The sequence below is a fragment of the Erwinia sp. INIA01 genome (genome assembly GCF_025947915.1).
GTDB lineage: Bacteria > Pseudomonadota > Gammaproteobacteria > Enterobacterales > Enterobacteriaceae > Erwinia > Erwinia coffeiphila.
Map to the genome: position 1 here is coordinate 205,594 of NZ_JAPDNC010000003.1, position 23,992 is coordinate 229,585.

20 protein-coding genes and 1 riboswitch are annotated in these 23,992 nt (G+C 42.5%); of the genes, 17 read left to right on the top strand and 3 right to left on the bottom strand.

Going from position 1 to position 23,992, the window contains the following annotated elements; all coding sequences use genetic code 11:
- Positions 1 to 2: 2 nt before the first annotated feature.
- From OMR58_RS06560 to fbaB, 17 genes are all read left to right on the top strand, one after another.
- Positions 3 to 437 (top strand): arsenate reductase/protein-tyrosine-phosphatase family protein, encoded by a 435-nt coding sequence (locus tag OMR58_RS06560; protein WP_279355974.1) that lies wholly within the window; start codon positions 3 to 5, stop codon positions 435 to 437.
- Between the two features lie 17 nt (positions 438 to 454).
- Positions 455 to 2,623, top strand: a complete 2,169-nt coding sequence (locus OMR58_RS06565) for a polysaccharide biosynthesis tyrosine autokinase (RefSeq protein ID WP_264545499.1) — start codon at positions 455 to 457, stop codon at positions 2,621 to 2,623.
- Positions 2,624 to 2,757: 134 nt separating this feature from the next.
- A complete protein-coding gene (locus OMR58_RS06570) occupies positions 2,758 to 3,753 on the top strand; it encodes a glycosyltransferase family 4 protein (protein WP_264545500.1) in 996 nt (331 codons plus the stop codon).
- 54 nt (positions 3,754 to 3,807) lie between these two features.
- Entirely contained in the window at positions 3,808 to 4,773 is a 966-nt protein-coding gene (locus OMR58_RS06575; RefSeq protein WP_264545501.1) for a glycosyltransferase family 2 protein, read from the top strand.
- A 10-nt stretch (positions 4,774 to 4,783) separates the two neighbouring features.
- Entirely contained in the window at positions 4,784 to 5,824 is a 1,041-nt protein-coding gene (locus OMR58_RS06580; protein ID WP_264545502.1) for a glycosyl hydrolase, read from the top strand.
- A gap of 26 nt (positions 5,825 to 5,850) precedes the next feature.
- Complete coding sequence (locus OMR58_RS06585; protein ID WP_264545503.1) at positions 5,851 to 7,026, top strand: EpsG family protein; 1,176 nt, start codon at positions 5,851 to 5,853, stop codon at positions 7,024 to 7,026.
- 17 nt (positions 7,027 to 7,043) lie between these two features.
- Positions 7,044 to 8,138 carry a glycosyltransferase family 4 protein gene (locus OMR58_RS06590; protein WP_264545504.1) on the top strand — a complete coding sequence of 365 codons (1,095 nt, stop codon included), beginning with the start codon at positions 7,044 to 7,046 and terminating at the stop codon, positions 8,136 to 8,138.
- Complete coding sequence (locus tag OMR58_RS06595) at positions 8,122 to 9,219, top strand: glycosyltransferase (RefSeq protein ID WP_264545505.1); 1,098 nt, start codon at positions 8,122 to 8,124, stop codon at positions 9,217 to 9,219. Before OMR58_RS06590 ends, OMR58_RS06595 begins: the two co-directional genes overlap by 17 nt.
- A 219-nt stretch (positions 9,220 to 9,438) precedes the next feature.
- A complete protein-coding gene (locus tag OMR58_RS06600; protein WP_264545506.1) occupies positions 9,439 to 10,449 on the top strand; it encodes a polysaccharide pyruvyl transferase family protein in 1,011 nt (336 codons plus the stop codon).
- Between the two features lie 37 nt (positions 10,450 to 10,486).
- On the top strand, positions 10,487 to 11,935 hold the full coding sequence (locus tag OMR58_RS06605) for an oligosaccharide flippase family protein (protein ID WP_264545507.1): 1,449 nt from the start codon (positions 10,487 to 10,489) through the stop codon (positions 11,933 to 11,935).
- A 60-nt stretch (positions 11,936 to 11,995) separates the two neighbouring features.
- Positions 11,996 to 13,408 (top strand): mannose-1-phosphate guanylyltransferase/mannose-6-phosphate isomerase, encoded by a 1,413-nt coding sequence (locus tag OMR58_RS06610; RefSeq protein WP_264545508.1) that lies wholly within the window; start codon positions 11,996 to 11,998, stop codon positions 13,406 to 13,408.
- Positions 13,409 to 13,424: 16 nt separating this feature from the next.
- On the top strand, positions 13,425 to 14,801 hold the full coding sequence (cpsG, locus tag OMR58_RS06615; RefSeq protein WP_264545509.1) for a phosphomannomutase CpsG: 1,377 nt from the start codon (positions 13,425 to 13,427) through the stop codon (positions 14,799 to 14,801).
- A gap of 117 nt (positions 14,802 to 14,918) precedes the next feature.
- Positions 14,919 to 16,073: a glycosyltransferase family 4 protein gene (locus OMR58_RS06620; RefSeq protein ID WP_264545510.1), complete on the top strand. Its 1,155-nt coding sequence runs from the start codon at positions 14,919 to 14,921 to the stop codon at positions 16,071 to 16,073.
- 121 nt (positions 16,074 to 16,194) lie between these two features.
- Positions 16,195 to 17,592, top strand: coding sequence for an undecaprenyl-phosphate glucose phosphotransferase (gene wcaJ / locus OMR58_RS06625; RefSeq protein WP_264545511.1), 1,398 nt, complete (start codon positions 16,195 to 16,197; stop codon positions 17,590 to 17,592).
- 128 nt (positions 17,593 to 17,720) lie between these two features.
- Positions 17,721 to 17,826: riboswitch (TPP riboswitch) on the top strand.
- Between the two features lie 36 nt (positions 17,827 to 17,862).
- Positions 17,863 to 18,654, top strand: coding sequence for a hydroxyethylthiazole kinase (thiM, locus tag OMR58_RS06630; protein ID WP_264545512.1), 792 nt, complete (start codon positions 17,863 to 17,865; stop codon positions 18,652 to 18,654).
- Positions 18,651 to 19,451, top strand: coding sequence for a bifunctional hydroxymethylpyrimidine kinase/phosphomethylpyrimidine kinase (thiD, locus tag OMR58_RS06635; RefSeq protein WP_264545513.1), 801 nt, complete (start codon positions 18,651 to 18,653; stop codon positions 19,449 to 19,451). Before thiM ends, thiD begins: the two co-directional genes overlap by 4 nt.
- A gap of 177 nt (positions 19,452 to 19,628) precedes the next feature.
- The gene (gene fbaB, locus OMR58_RS06640; RefSeq protein ID WP_105591385.1) at positions 19,629 to 20,681 is read left to right on the top strand and encodes a class I fructose-bisphosphate aldolase; all 1,053 of its coding nucleotides are present in this window, start codon (positions 19,629 to 19,631) and stop codon (positions 20,679 to 20,681) included.
- A gap of 98 nt (positions 20,682 to 20,779) precedes the next feature.
- Here the strand turns inward: fbaB and OMR58_RS06645 are convergent, their stop codons facing one another.
- The 3 genes from OMR58_RS06645 to OMR58_RS06655 form a co-directional block, all read right to left on the bottom strand.
- Positions 20,780 to 21,403, bottom strand: coding sequence for a LuxR C-terminal-related transcriptional regulator (locus tag OMR58_RS06645; protein ID WP_264545514.1), 624 nt, complete (start codon positions 21,401 to 21,403; stop codon positions 20,780 to 20,782).
- Between the two features lie 283 nt (positions 21,404 to 21,686).
- Entirely contained in the window at positions 21,687 to 22,373 is a 687-nt protein-coding gene (locus tag OMR58_RS06650; protein WP_264545515.1) for a GntR family transcriptional regulator, read from the bottom strand.
- 131 nt (positions 22,374 to 22,504) lie between these two features.
- Positions 22,505 to 23,971, bottom strand: coding sequence for a mannitol dehydrogenase family protein (locus tag OMR58_RS06655; RefSeq protein ID WP_264545516.1), 1,467 nt, complete (start codon positions 23,969 to 23,971; stop codon positions 22,505 to 22,507).
- Positions 23,972 to 23,992: the final 21 nt, after the last annotated feature.

Here is a 23,992-nt window from a genome sequence, read left to right on the forward strand (position 1 = left end):
TTATGTTTGATTCTATTCTTGTTGTTTGCACTGGAAACATATGTCGATCTCCTATTGGAGAGAGAATGTTGCGAAGAGCTTTCCCTGATAAAAAAATTGACTCTGCTGGTGTAGGTGCATTAGTTAACCATACAGCAGATGCTTCAGCCGTTAAAATTGCAGAGAAATATGGTCTTTCTCTTGAAGATCATAAAGGAAGACAGTTTACTTCTAGTCTAGGAAGTCAATATAGTTTGGTGCTTGTAATGGATAATAGCCATTTGGAGCAGGTAAGTAGGATTGCGCCAGAAGTGCGAGGTAAAACAATGTTGTTTGGCCACTGGCTTGGGGGTAAAGAGATCCCAGACCCATATCGCAAAAGCGAAGAGGCGTTTGATTCAGTTTATCAGTTAATTGATTTGGCCAGCCAACATTGGATTGCCAAGTTAGGTGGATAATTTTCAGGGAATAAGGCATGACTTCAGTCACGAAAAAAATATCGGCTTCGCAGGATATCAATGAGATAGATTTGGGGCGCTTGATTGGTGAATTAATAGATCATAGAAAATTAATCATCGCCGTTACTACTGGTTTTGCAGTATTAGCGGTACTTTATGCTTTATTAGCAACTCCTATATATCAAGCTGACGCATTAGTCCAAGTAGAGCAAAAACAGGGGAATGCAATCTTGAGCAGCTTGAGCCAAATGCTGCCAAATAGTCAACCTCAGTCTGCGCCAGAAATTGCTTTACTGCAGTCTCGTATGGTACTTGGTAAAACAGTTGATGATCTAAACTTACAAATACAGGTAAAACAAAAGTATTTTCCACTTTTTGGCCGTAGAATCGCTCAACTTATGGGAGATAAATCAGGAAGCATTACGATTAGTCGTCTGTATCAGCCTAATGTGGATGATGATACCGATAATAATACATTAACTCTTACGGTTAAAGATGATAAACACTACTCAGTTGAGGGCGCAACTTTCAGTATTGATGGTACAGTGGGGACTTTAGTTGCTGAAAATGGTATTTCTCTGTTAGTTAATTCTATCGATGCTAAACCCGGTGACAAATTTACAATTAAACAACTAACCCGAATCAAAGCAATTAGTGACCTTCAAGAAATCTTTAACGTTTCAGATCAAGGAAAGGATTCTGGAATGTTGAATTTAACGTTGACAGGTGATAATCCAGAGCTGATTTCTCGCATTCTAGATAGTATTACTCAAAATTATCTGGCACAAAATATCGATCGTCAGGCAGCCCAAGATGCTAAGAGCTTAGAATTTTTGAATGAGCAATTACCAAAAGTTCGTAGCGATCTTGATATAGCTGAAGATAAGTTAAATGCTTATCGTAAACAGAAAGATTCTGTTGATCTTAACATGGAAGCTAAGTCAGTTCTCGATCAGATTGTTAATGTTGATAATCAACTTAATGAATTGACTTTTCGTGAAGCAGAAATATCGCAGTTATATACTGTAGAACACCCAACCTACAAAGCATTGATGGAAAAAAGACATATTCTCCAGGACGAAAAATCCAAACTCAATAAACGAGTTAGCGGGATGCCATCAACGCAGCAAGAAGTTCTACGTTTGAGTAGAGATGTTGAATCTGGTCGTACAGTATATCTGCAATTGCTGAATCGACAACAGGAACTAAATATTGCGAAGTCCAGTGCAATTGGTAATGTTAGAATCATCGATGATGCAGTCACTGAGACTAAACCGGTGAAGCCAAGGAAGATATTGGTGGTCGCAATCGGTTTAATTTTAGGTTTGTTTATTTCGATTGGTCTGGTTTTATTACGAGTATTTCTCCGTCGCGGCATTGAGTCACCAGAACAACTGCAAGAAATCGGGATTAATGTTTATGCTAGTGTGCCGATCTCTGAATGGCTTGCAAAAAATAATAGAAAATCAAATCAATTGCGCAAGAATAAATCGGAAATATTGTTAGCATTGGAGAATCCAACTGACTTGGCAATTGAAGCTATACGAAGTCTGCGCACTAGCCTGCATTTTGCAATGATGGAAGCTAAAAATAATGTGCTCATGATTTCAGGAGCAAGCCCTAATGCAGGGAAAACATTCATAAGTAGCAACTTGGCGGTAACACTTGCTTTGACCGGAAAAAAAGTATTATTCATTGATGCTGACTTGCGCAAAGGCTATGTCCATAAGATGTTGGGAGGACAACAAGATAAAGGGCTCTCCGAGATTTTGTCGGGACAAATTGCGGCCGAAATGGTAATTGAAAAAGTAAAAGATGCTGGATTTGACTACATTGGCCGAGGAACTGTTCCCCCGAATCCTGCTGAATTGCTGATGCATCCTCGTTTCGAGAATTTATTAAAATGGGGCCAAGAGCACTATGATATTGTTATCATTGATACACCTCCAATCTTGGCCGTAACTGATGCCGCAATTATAGGTGGCTATGCTGGTACAAGCTTGCTGGTCGCCCGTTTTGAAGAAAATACAGTTAAAGAAATCGAATTTAGTGTCAAAAGATTTGAACAAAGTGGCGTGGATGTAAAAGGATGTATTCTTAATGGTGTTGTGAGAAAAGCCAGTAGTTATTATGGCTATGGTTATAATTATTATGGTTACTCTTACTCTGATAAAGACGATAAGTAGTAATTTTCCAACTGGCCCTAAAGTCAGGGCCAGTTGATTATATTTGAATGATAGATTCCTATTCTGGTTTACTATAGTGCGATATTTATTTAATCTTTAGCTAAGATATTGTTAATATAATATAGGGATTTGAAGTGAACTCAGAAAAAATATATATTGATCCTCGTTGGGATGGAGCCGGTGGAATAGGCACGTTTTATAATAATATAAACCATATTAATGAATATAAGAAAATTAATATAGTCGGCCAACCATTCAATCCAGTTGATTGTTGGAATTCCTCGAAAGCATTAATGAAAATTAATGATGGTGTTGTTTTCTTCCCTGGATATATACCGCCATTATACTCCAAAGTTCCATTTGTTTTCACGATACATGATTTGAATCATTTGGATAGGAAGGAAAACTCAAGTGTCTCGAAAAAAATATTTTACAATACAGTTATAAAAAAAGGATGCTCTCGAGCTGGTTATATTTTTACAGTTTCTGAATTCTCCAAAACTCGTATTGTAGAATGGTCTGGTGTTGATGCCGACAAAGTGATAAATGTCGGTAATGGTGTATCTCCATTGTTTTTCCCTAATGGTGAAAGGGTGCATTTGGGTTTTAAATATCTTCTGTGTGTTAGTAATAGGAAAGGACATAAAAACGAATTAGGAACTTTGCTAGGATTTAAAAAAGCTCAAATTGATCCTGAAATAAAAATTATTTTTACTGGGAATCCCGATGGTTTCATAAAAAATAAAATAGCTGAACTTGGTCTTCAAGAAAGAGTAGTATTTACTGGCTATTTGGAGGAAGAGTATTTACCTAAATTATACCGTTCAGCTTTAGGTGTTGTATTTGTTTCTTTTTATGAAGGATTCGGTTTGCCAGTTGCAGAGGCTCAGGCGAGTGGAGTACCAGTTCTAACATCATACGGCTCTTCGCTAGAGGAGATCGCTGGAGATGCTGCTTGTTTGGTTGATCCCAATAGCACTGATGAAATAGCAAAAGGTATATCTGATATTTGCAATAACATCTCTTTGAGAGATTCATTAGTAGCGAATGGTATAATAAATAGTAGAAGATTCAATTGGGATGAAACTGCCAAGCATGTTGATACCTATTTAAAAAAACTGATGTATTAAATGAGTCATAATAGAATGTATGAATAATTTAATACAATTGAAAATGGTATCCAGATGAATAAAATCTCACAAAGCTATTCGGTCGATATTATTTGCCCTGTCTATAATAAAGCCCATCTTATAGATTTATTTATTCGCTCGTTTTTGAATAACTTATCCGATGGAAATTTTAATCTTATTTTGATTAATGATGGCTCAACCGATAATATAGAAGAAGTTGTTTCGAAATACAAAAACAAAAATATAAAAATTTTCAATAAAGAGAATGGAGGGGTGTCATCTGCCAGAAATATGGGGTTGAAGCTAGCAACCGCTAGATATATTTGGTTTTGTGACCCCGATGATGAAGTTATTGTTAATGGAGATTCAATAACTCAATTGTTAGAGAGAGAAAATGCAGACTTATATGTGTTTTCATATGAGGAAAGTAAGCAAGGAAAAAAAATAATTTTCCGCGACATAGGGGCGGAAAATAAAAAATATGATTTTAGGGATTATTTATTAGAGCATGATTACTTCGGTAAAAATAATGGAATTAGTACGTTGTGGAATAAGATATATAGTAGAAGTATTCTTGAGGGCCACAACTTTGATGTCAAACTATCGAATGCTGAAGATAGAATGTTCAACTTAAACATATTTTCAAATCAAGGGCAATGCTACGTTAGCGATGTGACTATTTACAACCATATAATATATGAAGATGGAACGCTGAGCACTGTAAAGTCATACAAGAAAATTGAAAATATAAGACTGGTGAATGAAAAAAATATCCAAATTATTTCCTCATATAAATCTGATGTTACTATAGAAAAAAAGAAAAATATAACAATCCTATGCAAGGAGCTTATGATTTATGGAAGGAAAGATATTCCAAAATTTTATTTTGAAGAGCACAAAAAACAGGGCCTTAGTGTTTTTCCATTGCTACACTGGTCTGATATTATATATATGATTCCATTTAACACAAAAATATACAAGATAATTAAAGGGTTGAAAAAAATATTGATTTTTAAATAAGAAGGCGAATATGCTTAAAAAAATGGTACATTATCTATCCCTATTGACGATACTAATAGGGCCGTCAATCGCTTTGGCAAACGATTTTCTTTTAGGAGTTGGTGTACATCCTCAGTCTTTTCCGGGGGGGGCTGAGTCTCTCTTTAGGCAAATAGAAAGGCTTCATGCGCAATCTATTAGAACAGATTATCCTTGGTATCAGGTTGAGGGTAGTAAAGGAGTTTATACAGTACCTAATAAAGAAATAGAAGATACACTAAATAAAGCAATAGATAAAAATATTACACCGATCATAATCCTAGGTTATGGAAATCCAATATATAATGAAAAAACAAAAAATAACCCAAGGATGAAACCTATTGGAGAAAAATCTGTTGCTGGCTTTGTAAATTATGCAACGTGGGCTTCAAATCATTTTGCAGATAAAGATGTTATTTTCGAAATATGGAATGAATGGGTGCAGGGAGGCGGTGGTGGTAAAAAAATTACGTTGAGTGATGCTTCCCTTAGAAGTTACTCAAATTTAATAAATAAAACGTGTTTTGCAATAAAAAACAATAATAGAAATGCAAAAGTTATTATCGGCTCTACGAGTCCATTTGATAATAAATCTAATTTTTGGTTAAGATCATTAATTACCAACCTTGATATGAAATGTGTTGATGGGATTTCTTTACATGCTTATCATTATTTCCCGAAAAGAAAAACAATAAATGCTGAAAGTGTAGTTAAAGAATTGGATGAATTACAAAATTATCTCCATGGAAGTGGAAGTGGCAAGGATGGAATCCCTATTCCGTTTTATATTACAGAGATTGGTGTGCCTGGAATTTCATCAGCCCGCTATAACGATAGTGATATAGCTGATTATTTTGAAAGATTGATACCCTTGTTAAAATCAAAAAGTTATATTAAAGGTGTTTGGTGGTATGATTTAATTGATGATGGAGATAATAAGGACAATATCGAGCATAATTTTGGATTATTGAATGTAAATAAAATGGATAAGCCAGTAGTAAACAAGTTTATTTCAATGGCGAAGGGGCTATAATAAACTATTTATAAGGTTGAAAAAAGATGAACACATTTTGCCATATGGGCTTATCTAGAGAATATGTTATTTTCCTGTTGGTTTCGATAGCCTGCTCTATTACTCTTTTTGTTTCCCCGTTATTAGGGCTCTACTTAACTATATTATACTTTTTGTTTGTAAAGGTGGATTCTGTAATATTAAGATTACCCGGTGAAATATTCGCAATTATTTGCATGAGTGTTATTGCCGCCTCAATCCAAGTTGGATATGGGCATGGTGATGATTATTATAATGTTTATATTCCAGTCTATGAGTCAATTGGTAAAGGTGGTAGTATTTTCTCCTTTTTCTCTGGCGGTGTAGAATTTGGATTGCCTTTATTTTTTTATATAATAAATAAATTTTTTCCTGATGCTAACTACATTCAACTGAGTGGGATTATTACATTTATCTATTCGTTTATATTCATCTTATGGGTAGAGCGTTTTTTTCTAAAGAACATTGAAGATAAGTATAAAGGAATAGCTTTGGCAGCTTTATTACTTTTCTTTAACTATCTAATTTTAGTTCATTTGATGCGTCAGTCATTGGCATCATTATTTGTTTTGTTCAGTATTGGTTATTTTCAAGAGCATAAAAATAGAAAAGGTATTATCTTCTTTATCATCGCTTGTGTTTGTCATCTATCATCAGCCATTATAATTCCGTTGTTTATAGTTTTCCTCAGTAGCAGAAAGTATCTTAAAGTGGCATTTGTGTCTTTTATCGTTTTTTCTGTCATATCCTTTAAGTTTCTTATTGGGTTTATTGTAGCGCACAACATTTTTGGCGTAGCTACATATAAAATGGCCGTATATGAAAATGATGTAATAGAAACAACGGCTGGTGCCGGGTTTGTTCTACATTTTATTGTGCTATTTGTCTTGTCACGATTTATCCGTGATAATTCAACTGAATCATATAAAAGCCTTATCTTTTATTCTTGCCCGGCTTATTTAGCACTGACATTAATCCCTTTTGCTTCAGACAGGTTGTTTATGCCAATAACGGGATTCATGCTTGGCGGTTTATTTTTTATATGCTTCAAAAGGTATGTGACAATATTCAGATTATTACTTTTGGCCTACTGCATTCTAAGGTTTGTTAGACTGGGGCCGTATGCCAATAACATTTATGGATTATGGTTTAACTATCCATGGTTGGGTAGTTTTTTTATCTAATACATTAGGGGGATTGGATGAAGGAAAATAAAGATTTAATAATTCTTCATGATGTCGATGGGCGAATTTATTTTGAAGCATTAAAAAAACTTTCAGATGACAAATTAATTGGAAGCATAAAATATAGAGAGACTTCTGTTCTAAAAAAAATGTTATCAGCCATAATTAAAAGAAAAGATGTCTCATTATGGTTCAAGCGCGGGCTGAGTAATACTTTGTTCAGATTGCAGTTGCCATTTTTAAAGAACAAAACAATTATATTCGGTATAGCACCTTATAATTTACGCTTTGCTTTTTATGGATTGTTAGGTATTAGAAACAATATTATTTATCACACTTCATGGCCATATTGGTGGGGGGATAATGTTCCTTATCCATATAATGGAAAAAACTTAATAATAAAAAATATTTTCAAATTTTACTTAAATAATTTAAATTTTAAGGTCGTAGGTGTAACCGAACCTTGTATTGAAAGTATCAGTAGCGAACTAACCAATTCAAAATTGGAGTGTTCTTTTATCCCTCACGCGGTCAATATAGATTTATTTAAACATGACGGTGGTGAAAAAAATTCGGCAAAAAAAATACTATATGTAGGTAGATTGGTTAAAGAAAAAGGTGTTTTCGAACTCGCTGAAGCAATTAGAGAATTAGATTCTGAATATACTTTTACAATAGTAGGTGCAGGTGTTGAAGAGAAAAAACTTGTAAGTGAGTTGAACCAATTCAAAAATGTTGAATTTCTGGGGCACATAGCCGAAAAAAGTAAAGTTGCAGAGGTTTTTAAGCAACACGATATATTAGTCCTACCCTCAAAAAAAATTGATGGCTGGGAAGAGTTATTTGGTTTGGTGATAATTGAGGCAATGGCATGTGGTTTGATAGTCATTGCAAGTGATCACATTGGGCCAAGAGGAATAATAAGCAACGGAAAAAATGGATTTTTGATATCAGATGTAAATTTGAAAGATAATTTAATCAAAAGTATTAATAACCTTAAAGATATGGAACTTGATTTCATAAGGGCTGGTGCACGGAAAACGGCCATGGAGTATGATATAAATAACATAAAAAGAAAATGGAGTGAGGTGATTAATGAAGTACAGCATTAGTAGTTTACCTCACGATCTTCTTAATGAACCAATATGTTTTTTTTTCCCTTCTAAAATAATAGGTGGCCATGAATTAATGGCTATTGAATTAATAAAGCAGCTTTATGAAAAGGGAAAAAGTATCAGTGTTGCTTATTTGTCACAGAATGAAGAGCTTAAAGAAAGAGTTTCAAAAAATGGCATTGATATTGATTTCATGGTTATTAATTTAAAACAACCAAGGTTTGAGTTTTTACATGCTTTATTTAACTTTTACTACTGTAATCAAGTTGATAAATCAATGCTGAAGATGGATTCTTTCGCAAGCGGAAATATAGTAGTGGTTCAAGGAGATATCGAACTAGGTGCGGCCTATATTAACTCAGCCAAAAAAAATAATATTGATTTATATTCTTACATTCCCTATGCGCATTCTGCGAAGAAAATGAATAAAGCTTTGGCTTTTTTTCGTGATCTTTATTATCCAGTCTTGTATAAAAAAGTTAAAAACTATATCACAATAAGTGAGCAATTCAAGAAAGAATTAATAAGTTTAAACAGTAATTCGAATGTTTATATTGTGGAAAATAATGTGAGATGTCTCGATGACATAAAGAATAAGAGACAAGAATGTTGCGATAAATCTGACATGAAGTACGAAATTGCGATTGTGGGGCGCATCTCACTTAAGCAGAAGGGGCATGATAAACTGATTTTAGCTCTTGCCCAACTTCCAACCGAAATAAGTGATAAGATCAGACTACATATTGTAGGAGATGGCAAAGATCTGAAGTTGCTTAAAAATCTTGTATCTAAAAACTGTGCCAATCTGAGTGTTGTTTATCATGGATGGTGTAAAGAACCATGGGAAAAAATCTATCATGTAGACTTGATTGTTATTCCTTCAAGATTTGAAGGTGTCCCATTAGTTATGCTTGAATCTATAGAGTTAAGGATAGATGTGTTGGCTTCAAATATTGATGGTATGATAGATTATTTAGATAGTGAGAAGTTGTTCGATTCCATTGAGGATTTAGGGGAAAAGATAAAGAAACGCATCGTCGAACATAAAGATAAAATGAATTTCAGTGCCAGTGAATAAAGTTTTAATGATTTGAAATACTATCATAACTTACTATAAGTATGCAATTGCAATCAAATTCATGATTTTTTAGTTGTATAACATTTCAAAATATAAATATTTATAATTCTCTCAATGATTGGTTATATAACCATATCTTGTTCCTATCCAGGTTGGAAAAATAGTCTTACCTCATTAATTATTTTGATTGTATTTGAGCTAACAATTTTAAGGTGTTTCATGCAAATATATTATTTCAAAGACCCCGTCGGTAACTTTGGTGATGACTTGAATTCTTGGTTGTGGGATGCTTTACTTCCAAATTATTTTGATACTGATGATACAGTAAGACTATCAGGCATCGGCACCATAATTAATACTTCAATGCCACCGGCAAAAAAATGGTATGTTTTTACTAGCGGTGTTGGATATGGCTACCCACCAGTAAACTTTGGCGATGATAGTTGGAATGTGCTTAGTGTTCGTGGACCTTTGTCTGCAAAAGTGCTTGGTCTTGACAAAAGTAAGGCTATTACAGACGGAGCTGCGCTACTTAATACGCTTGATGAATTCCAGCCATTGCCTGAAAGCGAAAGGAATGGTGTAATTTTCATACCTCATCATCATGCACTGCTTTCAGGAAAATGGGAATTAGCCTGCAAGCATGCTGGCGTGGAGTTCGTGAACCCTCAATGGGATTCTAAACTCGTGATACAGAAGATAAGACATGCAAAACTAGTAATTGCTGATGCTATGCATGCTGCAATCATTGCAGATGCTATGCGTGTTCCATGGGTCCCTGTCATAACATCACCTCAAATTAATACGTTCAAATGGTTGGATTGGACACAAACTGTAAATCTATCATATGAACCAAAAATATTGGGTTCCAGTAGTTTCAGGGAAGCATACAGAAGTCGAACACTTTCACTATATGGTGAGAATTATTTCATAAAAAGCTTATCGATTGATGATGCAGTTTCAGATTTTTATCGGAAAAGAAATTTAAAATCAAACTCCTGGTGGCGTACATATAAAACGACTACAGAAAAACTGGTTTTTTCAGCGCCTAATAAGCTTCTCTCAAATGATTTAGTTGAGAGGTTATTTGATGAGAAATATCAAGTTGCTATCATCAAAGCTTTAGTTGAATTAAAATCAAGTAATGGTTTCCTCAGTAAGGATGTTGATTTCTATAGAAACATTGAACGTTTGCTTGAATGTAAAGAATCGTTATTGAAGTTAAAATAATTGTACCCCTCTCTATGAGAGGGGATAGGATTTCGTAATGAATAAGTCTAAGCTATCCATATTAAACATCGTATGGTATTTTATAAGTAATGTTTTTCCAGCATTAAGTGCTTTTTTTATTTTCACTTTTGCATCCCATTCGATATCTGTTATTGAATTAGGTAGTATCACCCTTTGCACTACAGTTATAACTATTTTAATAAATGTAAGTGCTGTTGGGTTTGCTGATGCTATTGTCAATAGGCAGGATGTGAAAAAAGCTGAAATCGATGCTATATTTACTTTGATTTTTTCATTAAGCATTCTTTTTTATATATTTTCGGTGTCCGTCCTTTTTTTTCTTGTAAATTACGGTGTAAGTCCCTTAGTAGCAAACACATATCCAGTTTTAGGTATTAAATTGGTTTTGGATTCAGTCTCTTTTGTTCCCCTTGCTATTCTTTCAAGAAAAATGGAATTTAAAAAAATTGCAATAAGGACTATCCTATGTTCAATATTGTCGGCATTGATATCTGTGCCTGCGTTAATTACTCATAATGGTTTTTATGCAATAATTATAAGTTTGCTAACTACAAGTTTGGTTAGTTTTTCTGTGCTGTGGCTTTCCGCTGGTTATAAACCCCGGTTAGTGTACCCTGGAAAGAATTTATCTGAGATTTATAACTTTGGGATTAATAACTCTCTGACAAAAATTGTAAACTCATTCAATTTTGATAATATATTTTTGGGTTTTTTTGGTAGTCTTTCAACACTTGGTATTTATGGCTTTGGAAAGCGAGTATTAAGCATTTTCACTGATATCATAAGTAGTGCAATTTCCAACGTATCATATCCTATATATTCTACGCTAAGCCATGGTGATGGTGATAAATTGAAGGCAATATATCTCAAAACGATATATTTTTCGGTTTTAGTAAGCATGCCTATATTTATGGGGCTTATATTGATATCGGATGATATAGTTCCTTTTATATTTGGTCAGCAATGGTCTTCAGCAGTGCCTACGATAAAGTTCTTCTTCGCGTTCGGTTTTTTATCGTGCATAGGAAGTTTACAGTTATCTTTGATTAAGGCGAAAGGATTCACAGGGTGGATATTTAAATATCAACTATTTCAGCAAGTAACTACTGGTATCTTAGCTCTAATGTTGGCAGGCTATGGTCCCGAGTATGTGATTATGGCCATTGTAATAAAAACTTATCTGACTTGGCCATATACTATTTACTATATCAGCAGGTTGCTCGATATTTCAGTTTTTGACTATTTGAAGGTTATATTGAAGCCTTTTCTTCCGCTGGGTGTTCTTGTAATATCTTTTTTAATTTTAAAAGAAAACTTTCACTCCATAAATTTATTCTTGTATTTATTTGTGCAGATTTTTTCTTGTGCTTTAATTTATGCCTTGAGTACGTATGTCTTTTTCAAAAGAGACATTGTTGGCATTTTTCATATGATTAAGTATCGGAAAGTGGATTCATTGAAATAATATTTCTGCTTGAAATCAATCTTCCATATTCATTTTGATTTTTTTACTGCGGAGGCAGTTATGATTCTTCCAGTTATTATGGCCGGTGGTACCGGTAGCCGTTTATGGCCAATGTCACGAGAGCTTTTTCCAAAGCAATTTCTGCGCCTCAATGGTGAGCAGTCAATGCTACAGGATACAGTGACTCGTTTGGATGGCCTGAATGTTTCAGAACCACTGCTGATCTGTAACGAGCAACATCGCTTTTTGGCCGCTGAGCAGTTACGTAAAATCAATCAGCTGTCTAATAATATTATCCTCGAGCCGGTAGGGCGTAATACTGCACCGGCCATTGCACTTGCAGCTCTGAGTGCCACTGCCAACGGCGAGGACCCACTTTTACTGGTTTTGGCTGCCGATCACGTGATCGAGAACAAGGATGCTTTCCACCACGCAATTCAGTTAGCAACGCCTCTGGCAGAGCAGGGCAATCTGGTCACCTTTGGTATAGTGGCAACTGGCCCAGAGACAGGTTATGGTTATATTCAACGTGGTGATTCTTTCGGCGACTCAGCGTTTAACGTAAAACGATTCGTAGAGAAACCTGATCTGCCCACTGCAACTGGATATCTTGCCAGCGGTGAATACTACTGGAACAGCGGAATGTTCCTGTTTAGCGCGAAGCGTTATCTGGAAGAGCTGGGTGAATTCAGACCAGACATCCTGGCTGCATGCCAGCTGGCAATGGCTGATGTGAAGATTGATTCGGTGCAGGACTTTATTCGTGTCGATCTTGAAGCCTTCTCTGCCTGCCCGGATGAGTCCGTTGACTACGCCGTAATGGAAAAAACAACCGACGCTGTTGTTATCCCTCTGGATGCAGGTTGGAATGACGTTGGTTCATGGTCAGCCCTTTGGGAAGTTAACGAGCGCGATGATAATGGCAATGCCCTGACTGGCGACATCTTCACTCATAAAACCACCAACTGCTATATCAACACCGACGACACCTTGGTTGCTGCAATTGGTGTTGAGAATCTGGTGATTGTTAACACTAAAGATGCCGTATTAGTCATTGATAAATCGCAGGTTCAGGATGTTAAGAAGGTTGTTGAGTTCCTGAAGTCAAACGACCGTCGTGAATACAGAGTGCACCGCGAATCTTATCGCCCCTGGGGCCGCCACGACAAAGTGGTTGATGCGCCGCGCTATCAGATTAACCGTGTAACGGTTAAACCTGGCGGCAAGTTCTCGCTGCAAAAGCACTTACACCGTGCGGAACACTGGGTTGTGCTGTCGGGAACTGCGGAAGTGACTCTTGAAGGCAAAACCTATCTGTTGACTGAAAACCAGTCCACCTTTATCCCGATCGGTTCTGTCCACATGCTGGAAAACCCGGGGAAAATCCCGTTGGAGCTTCTGGAGATTTCCTCCGGTTCCTATCTGGGTGAAGATGACATTATTCGATTAAAAGACCATTACGGCCATTGCTAATTTCAGGGAAAACAATATGTCTGGTGAATTAACGTGCTTTAAAGCTTACGATATCCGCGGAAAATTAGGTGCAGAGCTTAATGAAGATATCGCCTATCGCATTGGCCGTGCCTACGGTGAATACCTTAAGCCAAAACAAATGGTCCTGGGCGGCGATGTTCGCCTGACGAGTGAAGGCCTTAAGCTGGCTTTGGCAAAAGGCCTACAGGATGCCGGTACTGACGTCATTGATATCGGCCTGACCGGTACTGAAGAGATCTACTTCGCAACCTCATACCTGAACGTCGATGGTGGCATTGAAGTCACTGCCAGCCATAACCCGTTAGACTATAACGGCATGAAGTTGGTGCGTGAAGAATCAAAGCCAATCAGTGGTGATACCGGTCTGCGCGATATTCAAAAACTCGCTGAAGCTAACGATTTTGCTGCCGTTGATGAAAGCAAGCGCGGTTCTTACAAGCAGCTTTCTATTCTTGATGCCTATGTAGACAAGCTGCTTAGCTACGTTGACTTAAACAACTTTAATCGCCCATTGAAGCTGGTTCTGAACTCCGGTAATGGTGCTGCGGGGCACGTAGTCGATGCTGTTGAGGCCCGCTTTAAGCAGGCAGGGGTTAATGTAGAGTTTATTAAGGTTCACCATACCCCCGACGGTAACTTCCCTAACGGTATTCCTAACCCGCTGCTGCCAGAATGCCGCCAGGACACAACGGATGCCGTTGTTGCTCATCAGGCAGATATGGGTATCGCCTTCGACGGTGACTTCGACCGCTGCTTCCTGTTTGATAACCAAGGTAACTTTATTGAAGGCTACTACATTGTTGGCCTGCTGGCTGCGGCATTCCTGGAGAAAAACCCGGGATCGCGCATCATTCACGACCCTCGCCTGAGCTGGAACACCGTAGACATTGTAGAAAAAGCTGGTGGCGTACCTGTGATGTCCAAAACCGGCCACGCGTTTATCAAAGAGCGTATGCGCCTGGAAGATGCCGTGTACGGCGGTGAAATGAGTGCGCACCACTACTTCCGTGATTTCGCTTACTGCGACAGCGGTATGATCCCATGGTTGCTGGTTGCCGAACTGCTGTGTGTTAAAGGCAAAACCCTCAGCGAACTCGTTGGCGATCGTATGGCGGCTTATCCTGCATCCGGCGAAATCAATAGTTCGTTATCTGCCCCGAAAGATGCAATCGCCCGCGTTCTCGAAAAATATCAGCATGATGCCATCAATGTGGATTACACCGACGGAATCAGCGTTGAGTATGCCGACTGGCGCTTCAATCTCCGCAGTTCCAACACTGAGCCTGTAGTACGTTTGAATGTTGAGTCTCGTGCTGATGAAGCTCTTATGCAGTCAAGAACGAATGAGATCTTGGAAATTTTACGAAAATAGTTTATTTCTGACAGGTGGGGATACCCACCTGTATAACTCATTTTTTCAAAAATCTTGATGTAAGAATAAATAAAAAATCTATTCATCAGGGTTAATATTTAAGCCAGAGGGTATGATATGTCTACGGAAAAAAACATTGGCATTGTTGTTGATTGGTTAGTGACTTATGCTGGTGCCGAGCGAGTAGTGAAGGATTTTGTGGATGTTTATCCAAACTCTGAGCTTTATTCAGTTGTTGAGTTTTTAAATGATGATGCAAAAAAACTTTTCCACAATAAAAAAGTTAACACTACATTCATTCAAAAATTCCCATCAGCGAAAAAGAAATATCAAAAATATCTGCCTTTTATGACGATGGCCGTTGAGCAGCTTGATGTTTCAAAACATGATGTTGTGCTTTCAAGCAGTCATGCTGTTGCAAAAGGAGTTCTGACCGGGCCCGATCAACTGCATATCAGCTATGTGCATTCCCCGATTCGCTATGCCTGGGATATGCAACACCAATATCTGCGAGAAGCTGGTTTGAATAAAGGTCTTAAAGGATTCCTGGCGAAATGGTTGCTGCATAAAGTCCGAGTGTGGGACTATAGAACGGCAAACGGTGTAGATCATTTTATTGCTAACTCTCAGTTCATCGCGCGTCGAATTAAGAAAGTATACGGGCGTGAAGCTGATGTCATTTATCCACCGGTAGATGTGGATAGATTTACACTGCATGAAAAGAAAGATGATTTCTATTTTACAGCTTCACGAATGGTTCCTTACAAGCGTATCGATCTGATTGTTGAAGCCTTCAGTAAAATGCCGGATAAAAAATTAGTTGTTATCGGCGATGGCTCTGAAATGGCTAAGATTAAGTCTAAAGCCGGAAGTAACGTTGAAATTATGGGATACCAGTCAAACGAAGTTATGGTTGATCATATGCAAAGAGCTAAGGCTTTTGTTTTCGCCGCAGAGGAAGATTTCGGTATTACTCCGGTAGAAGCTCAGGCCTGTGGTACACCAGTAATTGCCTTTGGTAAAGGTGGTGCCCTGGAAACAATTCGTCCTTACGGGGTTGAAAAACCAACGGGAATATTCTTCGATCATCAAACGATTGAATCCGTAATTGAAGCTGTTAAAAAATTCGATGCGATTGACGATGCAATCACGCCACAAAACTGCCGTGAAAATGCTGTGCGTTTCTCAAGCGAAAGATTTAAGAAGGAAATTGCTGATTACGTCGAGGGAAAATGGTCTTTATTTAACGAAACTAAAAAAATTCGTTACTGATTTAATCATGGTTGGGCTTTTTCACGAACTCAGCCTGATTTAAGAACGCAATCATCTGATGCTATAAATATACCTAATCACTTCAGGTTGTTGACCTACAGCTAACAAGAGTGACACTAGAATGACAATTCTACATCATCGAACACGCTCAAATGCCAATGCCTCATTGATATCAATGGTGCAGCGTTTTTCAGATATCTCTATTATATTCTTGGGTTTATATGTTGTTGCCTATTTCAACGATCGGCAGTTCGACTATAAACATGTATTGATTGCACTCGTAGTTTTGGTTGTCTTCCAAATGATCGGTGGAATGACCGATTTTTACCGTTCCTGGAGAGGAGTGAAATCTTCCGCAGAGCTGATCCTGATCTCCAAGAACTGGACGTTAAGTCTGTTACTGACTTTGGGGTTAAGCTCCCTGTTAAGTGACTTTGATCTGAGCTTCAAAATATTCATTCAATGGTATTTGGTTGTCGTTGCCGGTTTCCTTGTATGCCGTATGGCCATTCGTATTGGTTCCGGGATGCTAAGAAAGATGGGATACAACACACGTAACGTGGCGCTTGTGGGGACTATGCCAGCCGGTATCAACTTGATCAGCAGTTTTCTTGAAGAGCCGTGGATGGGTTTTGTTGTTGCCGGCGTCTATGATGAGCAGCCAATTGAAAACACCAATGGTATTAAATACGCGGGTGACTTTGACAAACTAATCGAGGATGCCCGCGAAGGCAAATTGGATCGTATCTACATTGCGATGAGCATGAAAGATGAATCCAAAATTAAAGATATTGTCAAACGCTTAACGGACACTACCTGTTCTGTTTTACTAATACCGGACGTTTTCACTTTCAATATTCTTCAGTCTCGTACTGAAGAGATTAATGGTGTGCCGGTAGTCCCATTATTTGATACGCCTCTTAACGGTATCAATATGGTATTCAAGCGTCTTGAAGACATTATTGTGTCATCGATTATTCTGCTGTTTATCTCACTGCCGTTGATTGTTATTGCCTGTGCTGTGAAGATGAGTTCTCCTGGTCCGGTTATCTTCCGCCAGATTCGTTATGGCATGGACGGTAAACCAATAATGGTATGGAAGTTCAGAACCATGTCAGTCATGGAAAACGGCGCTAAAGTTACCCAGGCTAAGCAAAACGATCCTCGCGTGACCAAAGTCGGTAAGTTTTTACGCAATACCTCACTGGATGAACTGCCGCAGTTCTTTAACGTGCTTTTTGGTCAGATGTCAGTAGTGGGTCCACGCCCTCATGCCGTTGCGCACAACGAACAGTATCGCTCACTTATTGAAGGTTATATGCTGCGCCACAAAGTTAAGCCGGGGATAACAGGGCTTGCGCAGATTAATGGCTTCCGTGGTGAAACGGACACGCTGGACAAAATGCAAAAGCGTGTTGATTTCGACCTGATTTATATTCGTGGTTGGAGCATTTGGTTGGATTTGAAAATTATTTTCCTGACTTTCTTTAAAGGTTTCGTTAATAAAGCTGCTTATTAATCTGGACCTTATGATAAGACTATGTCGGACAGGCTTTAAGATGAATAAAAACCCGCCTCGGCGGGTTTTTTACTTTAGAATTCTTATGCTTGATTTAGCCCATCCCTTTACATATTCTTTCCGTCGAAACACATGACTCGGGGTGCCCCTCCTGTTTTCCCAGGACAAGGCTGAGAAAAACCCGCATAACCTGAACTGGATAATGCCAGCGGAGGGAAGTCAGATGCCTCCAACCGGCATCGCCTTCTTGATCGCCGGTTGGGAGTATAGATGAGCCAACCCATTCCCCTCAGCCACCACGATGTGGCGCACTCTCTGGCGCTGTTCCGCCAGCAATCCCCCCTTATTCACTGCATGACCAATGATGTGGTACAGACCTTTACGGCCAACGTTCTGCTGGCGCTTGGGGCATCCCCGGCGATGGTGATCGATGCCGAAGAGGCTGCGCAGTTTAGTGCGGTAGCCAGCGCGCTGCTGGTCAATGTCGGCACGCTGACCCGCTCGCGCAGCGCGGCGATGCTGGCGGCGGTGGAGTCAGCAAACCGTGCAGGGCGCAGCTGGTCACTGGACCCGGTGGCGGTCGGGGCGTTAGCCTTCCGTACCGAATTCTGCCATCAGCTGCTGAATCATCAACCTGCCGCCATCCGCGGTAATGCCTCAGAGATCAAGGCGCTGGCGCAGGAAGCCGTTTCAGGGCGCGGCGTCGATTCCCGGCATCAGTCCGATGCCGCGATCCAGGCCGCACAGAAGCTCGCTTTGCAGAGCGGGGCGGTTGTGGCGGTCACCGGAGAAGTGGACTTTGTTACTGACGGTCAGCGGACTCTCAGTGTCAGCGGCGGTTCACCGTTGATGACGCGCGTGGTTGGTACAGGCTGTGCGCTGTCGGCGGTGGTGGCGGGTTTTGCCTCGCTGCCCGGCGATCGCCTGATCCACGTTGCCAGCGCCTGCCGCGTGGTATCACTGGCCGGCGAGCGTGCCGCCGCGATCGCAACAGGACCGGGGAGCTTTATCCCTGCCTTCCTTGATGCGCTCTATCTGTTGACCCCGGAGGAACTGGCATGAAGCGGATTAATGCACTGACCATTGCCGGTACCGATCCCAGCGGCGGAGCGGGTATCCAGGCGGATCTGAAAGCGTTCTCGGCGCTGGGCGCTTACGGCACCAGCGTGATCACCGCGCTGGTTGCGCAGAATACCCGGGGCGTGCAGTCGGTTTATCGTATTGAGCCAGATTTTGTTGGCGCGCAGCTGGATTCAGTGCTGTCGGATGTACGTATCGATGCGATCAAAATCGGTATGCTGGCGGAATCCGACATTGTGGAAGTGGTGGCCGAGCGTTTGCAGGCAGCCACCACACCCTGGGTTGTGCTGGATACGGTGATGCTGGCAAAAAGCGGCGATCCGCTGCTTTCTCAACGGGCGGTTGCCACACTGCGCGAACGCCTGCTGCCGCAGGTGTCGATTATCACGCCAAATCTGCCGGAGGCCGCTGCTCTGTTGGACTGCCCGATGGCGAGCAACGAGCAGGAGATGCGCGAGCAGGGCAGGGAACTGCTGGCGATGGGCTGCCAGGCGGTGCTGATGAAGGGCGGCCACCTCAGCGAGTCGGAAAGCCCGGACTGGCTGTTCACCCGCGAGCTGGAACAGCGCTTCACCGCGCCGCGCGTGAATACCCGCCACACCCACGGCACCGGATGCACGCTCTCTGCGGCGCTGGCCGCGCTGCGCCCGCGCCACGATAATTGGGTGGCAACCGTGCAGGCGGCGAAGACCTGGCTGCAGGGTGCGCTGGAGCAGGCGGATTCGCTTGAAGTCGGGCAGGGGATTGGTCCGGTTCATCACTTCCACCAATGGTGGTAATGAATGCAGGGGCAAACGCGCTTTTGTGCGCATTAGTCTGAAAAATCCAGTCAGCAATTTGCCTGGTTAAAGGTTTAGGTTCACCCTGTTGAGGTCAGAAATCAGTCGTATTTCTGAACAGCGGGCCATTTGACCGTTGGCTGGTCGTGGCCCTCCCTACCTTTGACAGGAGTTATCATGACGGACATCGTACAGTTATTGGGCAAAGAAGCAGATTCTCTTTTGCAACATCGCTGCATGACTATTCCAGCAGACAGCCTCTATCTTCCGGGATCGGATTACGTAGACCGGGTGATGGTTGATAATAACCGTCCCCCGGCGGTCTTACGCAATATGCAAACCCTGTATAACACCGGTCGTTTAGCCGGGACAGGTTACCTCTCTATCCTGCCGGTTGACCAGGGCGTTGAGCACTCCGCCGGCGCCTCTTTTGCCGCAAACCCGCTGTACTTCGACCCGAAGAATATCGTCGAGCTGGCGATTGAAGCGGGCTGTAACTGCGTCGCCTCCACCTATGGCGTGCTGGCTTCCGTTTCCCGCCGCTATGCGCACCGCATTCCGTTTATGGTCAAGCTGAACCATAACGAAACCCTCAGTTATCCTACCCAGTACGATCAAACCCTGTATGCCAGCGTTGAGCAGGCTTTTAACCTGGGGGCCGTTGCCGTGGGGGCAACCATCTATTTCGGTTCCGAGCAGTCGCGCCGTCAGATCGAAGAGATCTCGGTAGCGTTTGAGCGCGCGCATGAACTGGGGCTGGTCACGGTGCTGTGGGCCTATCTGCGCAACAACGACTTCAAAAAAGACGGTGTGGATTATCATGCCAGTGCGGATCTCACCGGTCAGGCAAACCATCTGGCGGCGACCATCGGTGCAGATATCGTTAAGCAGAAAATGGCGGAAAATAATGGCGGCTACAAGGCGGTGAACTTCGGTCATACCGATGAGCGGGTTTACAGCAAGCTGACCACTGATAACCCCATCGATCTGGTGCGTTATCAGCTGGCTAACTGCTATATGGGACGAGCAGGATTGATTAACTCCGGCGGTGCAGCAGCGGGGGATACCGATATTGCGGAATCCGTACGTACTGCCGTGATTAATAAGCGTGCCGGAGGAATGGGGCTGATTCTTGGCCGTAAAGCATTCAAGAAATCAATGAAAGACGGCGTGGCGCTTATTAATTCCGTTCAGGATGTCTATCTGGATAAAAAAGTCACCATAGCTTAATAATATGACAGGCGGACATAAAATATCCGCCTGTCATATCCTGCCACTTGCTATATAAAACACCCTGGTGTTGGCGCAATCTTCCCACCAACAAACGACTAACTCAAATGCGGTACGTGAGTCAGGCTTTTGGCTAGATTGATTATCTGGAACAGCACTTTAGTCCGCTTTGATTTACTTTTCTTCTTCAGATTGTTTTTATGAGAAAGTACGGTCTTCAGCTTGATGTTAATATGTTCAGAAATCTCTACCGAGCTTCTTTCTTTCATCCAGAGATTAAGTATTTCAGACTCGCGCTTGCTGAACGACAGCGGTGTTTCATCAGCCGGATAGAGCCCAACAGGTTGAGCGGCCTGCTTTAACCTGTTGTTTGAAAACAGGTTTTTTACGGTGTTGATTGACACGTTCTGCGCCATAATCACCACGTTCGGCTTGATGTAAATGTAATCTTCAAATGATGAATGAACCACCCGCATAAAGATAATAAACAGGGTTTCCGGATTCATTGCAATCAGTTTTTTTATCTCTTCCCTGTCGTTTTCCGTGTTGTAAACGGATTCGCAAATAAACGCTATTTGCGTGGAGCCTTGCTGTAATAGTCGTGCGCAGTTAGGAAGATTATCCAGCAGATGAATATCCTTTTTTTTACCGCCTGCTTCATTGATAACGCTTTTTAATCCATGGCTGAAATAATCACATTTATTTAATATGATATAACTCATAAAGTACAGCCTTATTTAAGTTGGTTAACTGCAATGATTGCTGTTATTTATTATGAAACACTAAATATCGATAACGAATAGTGATGACGTTGGAAGAAAATCAGCAGGTGCTGATATTAATGAAATATCAGGAGTCGCTAATTACGCCGATCTTGTGATGTAGATCTACTATAAAGGCTCAGTGTACAGCCGCAAATGTCTTACACCGTCAATTCTTGTCTGTACGCCTCATGAATAGTGAAAAAAGAGGGGCGGGGCGCATTTTTCGCCCCGAAGCGCTGTTTTATACAGCTTCGAACCACTCGCTATTCTGTTCTGCTATCGGAGTTATAGAGAAGATCATCTCCTGCAGATGAGTGCGCATGGCGCTTTCAGCAGCATTAGCGTCTTTCGCCACCAGCGCCTGATAGATTTTCCAGTGCTGCTCTATCAAACTCTCCGGCGGCGAGACCTTGCTGAGGGTCAGAAAACGTACCCGGTCCATGGTGGCCTTGATGTTTTCTACCGTTTCCCACGCCAGCCCGCAGTCAATGCTTTCGGCAATCAGGCGATGGAACTCATCATCCAGTACCAGAAAGGCCTGGCTGTCGTGGCGCTCCGCCGCCAGCTTTTGCAGCTGCAGGTTATGCTCCAGCGCGGCAAGCCCGGTTGCACTGGCTTCCTGCGCCGCTCTGCGCACCACGGCCACTTCTACGGCTTCGCGGATAAAACGCCCGTCAGCCACCCGCTGCGCGGAGATCTTGCGTACGAAGGTGCCGCGCTGCGGCAGAACCTGAACCAGCCCGGCCTCGGCCAGTTTGATAAAGGCTTCTCGCACCGGCTGGCGAGAAACGTTAAAGCGGTTGGAGACGTCTTTTTCGGACAACAGGCAGCCGGGAGGAATGGCACAGGTGACAATTTCATGGCGCAGATAGCGGTAAATCTGCTGATTTACCGGTTCGCTGGCGGTAATGGTATATACAGTCGACATTCGGCAACGTCCCTTTAGCGGCAGGTCATCTCAACCCGTCTGCGCATGGTAGCAAAGCGTTCAGTCTAATCAGCAAGATGGCGGAGCGCCAGGGCTTTATCGGCCCCGGCATGTGGGTGGTGCAAATGCGGTCAGCAGTCCGGCTTGACCAGTTGATGAACGGTTCTTTTTGCCCCCTGATCCAGCAGCAGGCGGTAGAAATGATTCACTCTGGCGACAAACGCGGTGCTGGCGGGCAGATCGTGGCCGAATACGCTGCTCAGCGCCAGCAGCGCGGCGACGCGTTCGCTGCCTTCCCGGCTCCCGGCCACGCGTTGGGCCAGCTCAGCGCGCAGCGGATCGTTGATGCTAATCGCTTCCCCCTGCTCGCTGACGCCGCCAACGTAGCGCATCCAGCCCGCCACGCCCAGCGCAAGCAAATCGAAATCACTACCGTGCTGTAAATGCCAGCGAATGCTGTCCAGCCAGCGCTGCGGCAGCTTCTGCGTGCCGTCATTGGCAATCTGCGCGGTGCGATGTTTGATGGCGCGGTTGCGATAGCGGGCAATCAGCGAGTCTGCGTAGGCTTCCAGGTCCACGCCGCGGGTGCGCAGGGTTACCGCCTGCTCAGACAGCATCAGGCGGCGTGCGGCCAGCAGAAACAGCTCATCATCCATGCAGTCGCTGATATGCTCGTAGCCTGCCAGATTACCCAGATAGGCGAGGAACGAGTGGCTGCCGTTAAGCATGCGCAGTTTCATCTCTTCGAACGGCAGTACGTCTTCCACCAGTTCGGCCCCCGCCAGCTCCCAGCGCGGGCGTCCGCTGACGAAATTATCCTCGATCACCCACTGGAAAAACGGCTCACACACCACGCCCGCCGGATCGTCGCAGCCCAGCTGTTCACGTAGGGCACGGTGCGTTTCATCGGTCATTGCCGGAACAATGCGGTCCACCATGGTGGAAGGGAAGGTGAGGTTATCGGCGATCCACTCCGCCAGTTCCGGCTCCTGCTGACGCGCCAGCTGGCTAATCACCCGGCGCGTGACGTGGCCGTTCTCCGGCATATTGTCGCAGGACATCACGCTAAACGGTGGCAGACCCCGTTCACGGCGGCGGCGGATGGCGGCCAGAATAATCCCCGGCAGCGACTGCGGAACATCGGGATTCGCGAGGTCGTGAACGATCGCCGGGTGTTGCAGATTCAGCTCGCCGCTGGCCGGATGGTGGCAGTAACCTTTTTCGGTTACTGTCATCGATACAATCGCCACCTCCGGCTGGCTTAGCGCGTCAATCACCGCCTCCACGCCGTCCGACTGCCCGTGCAGAGCCTGGGTGACCACGCCAATAATCCGCAGATCCAGCCGGTCATCGGCCATTTCCGCCACGCTGTAGCACAGCTGCTGCTGGCGCAGCGCATGAATCGCCTCGCCGTTGTTCAGATTGATTTCGCAGTAACCCCAGTCGCTGCCCTGCTCGGCAGCCAGCCTGTCGCTGCACACCGCCTGGTGCGCACGATGGAAGGCACCGAAGCCGATATGCACCATTCGCGTTCGTAATGCACTACGGTCGTAAGCGGGTTTCTGCACGCTTGCTGGAAGGTTCTCCACAGACAACATAAATGATCCTTAATTGAAGGT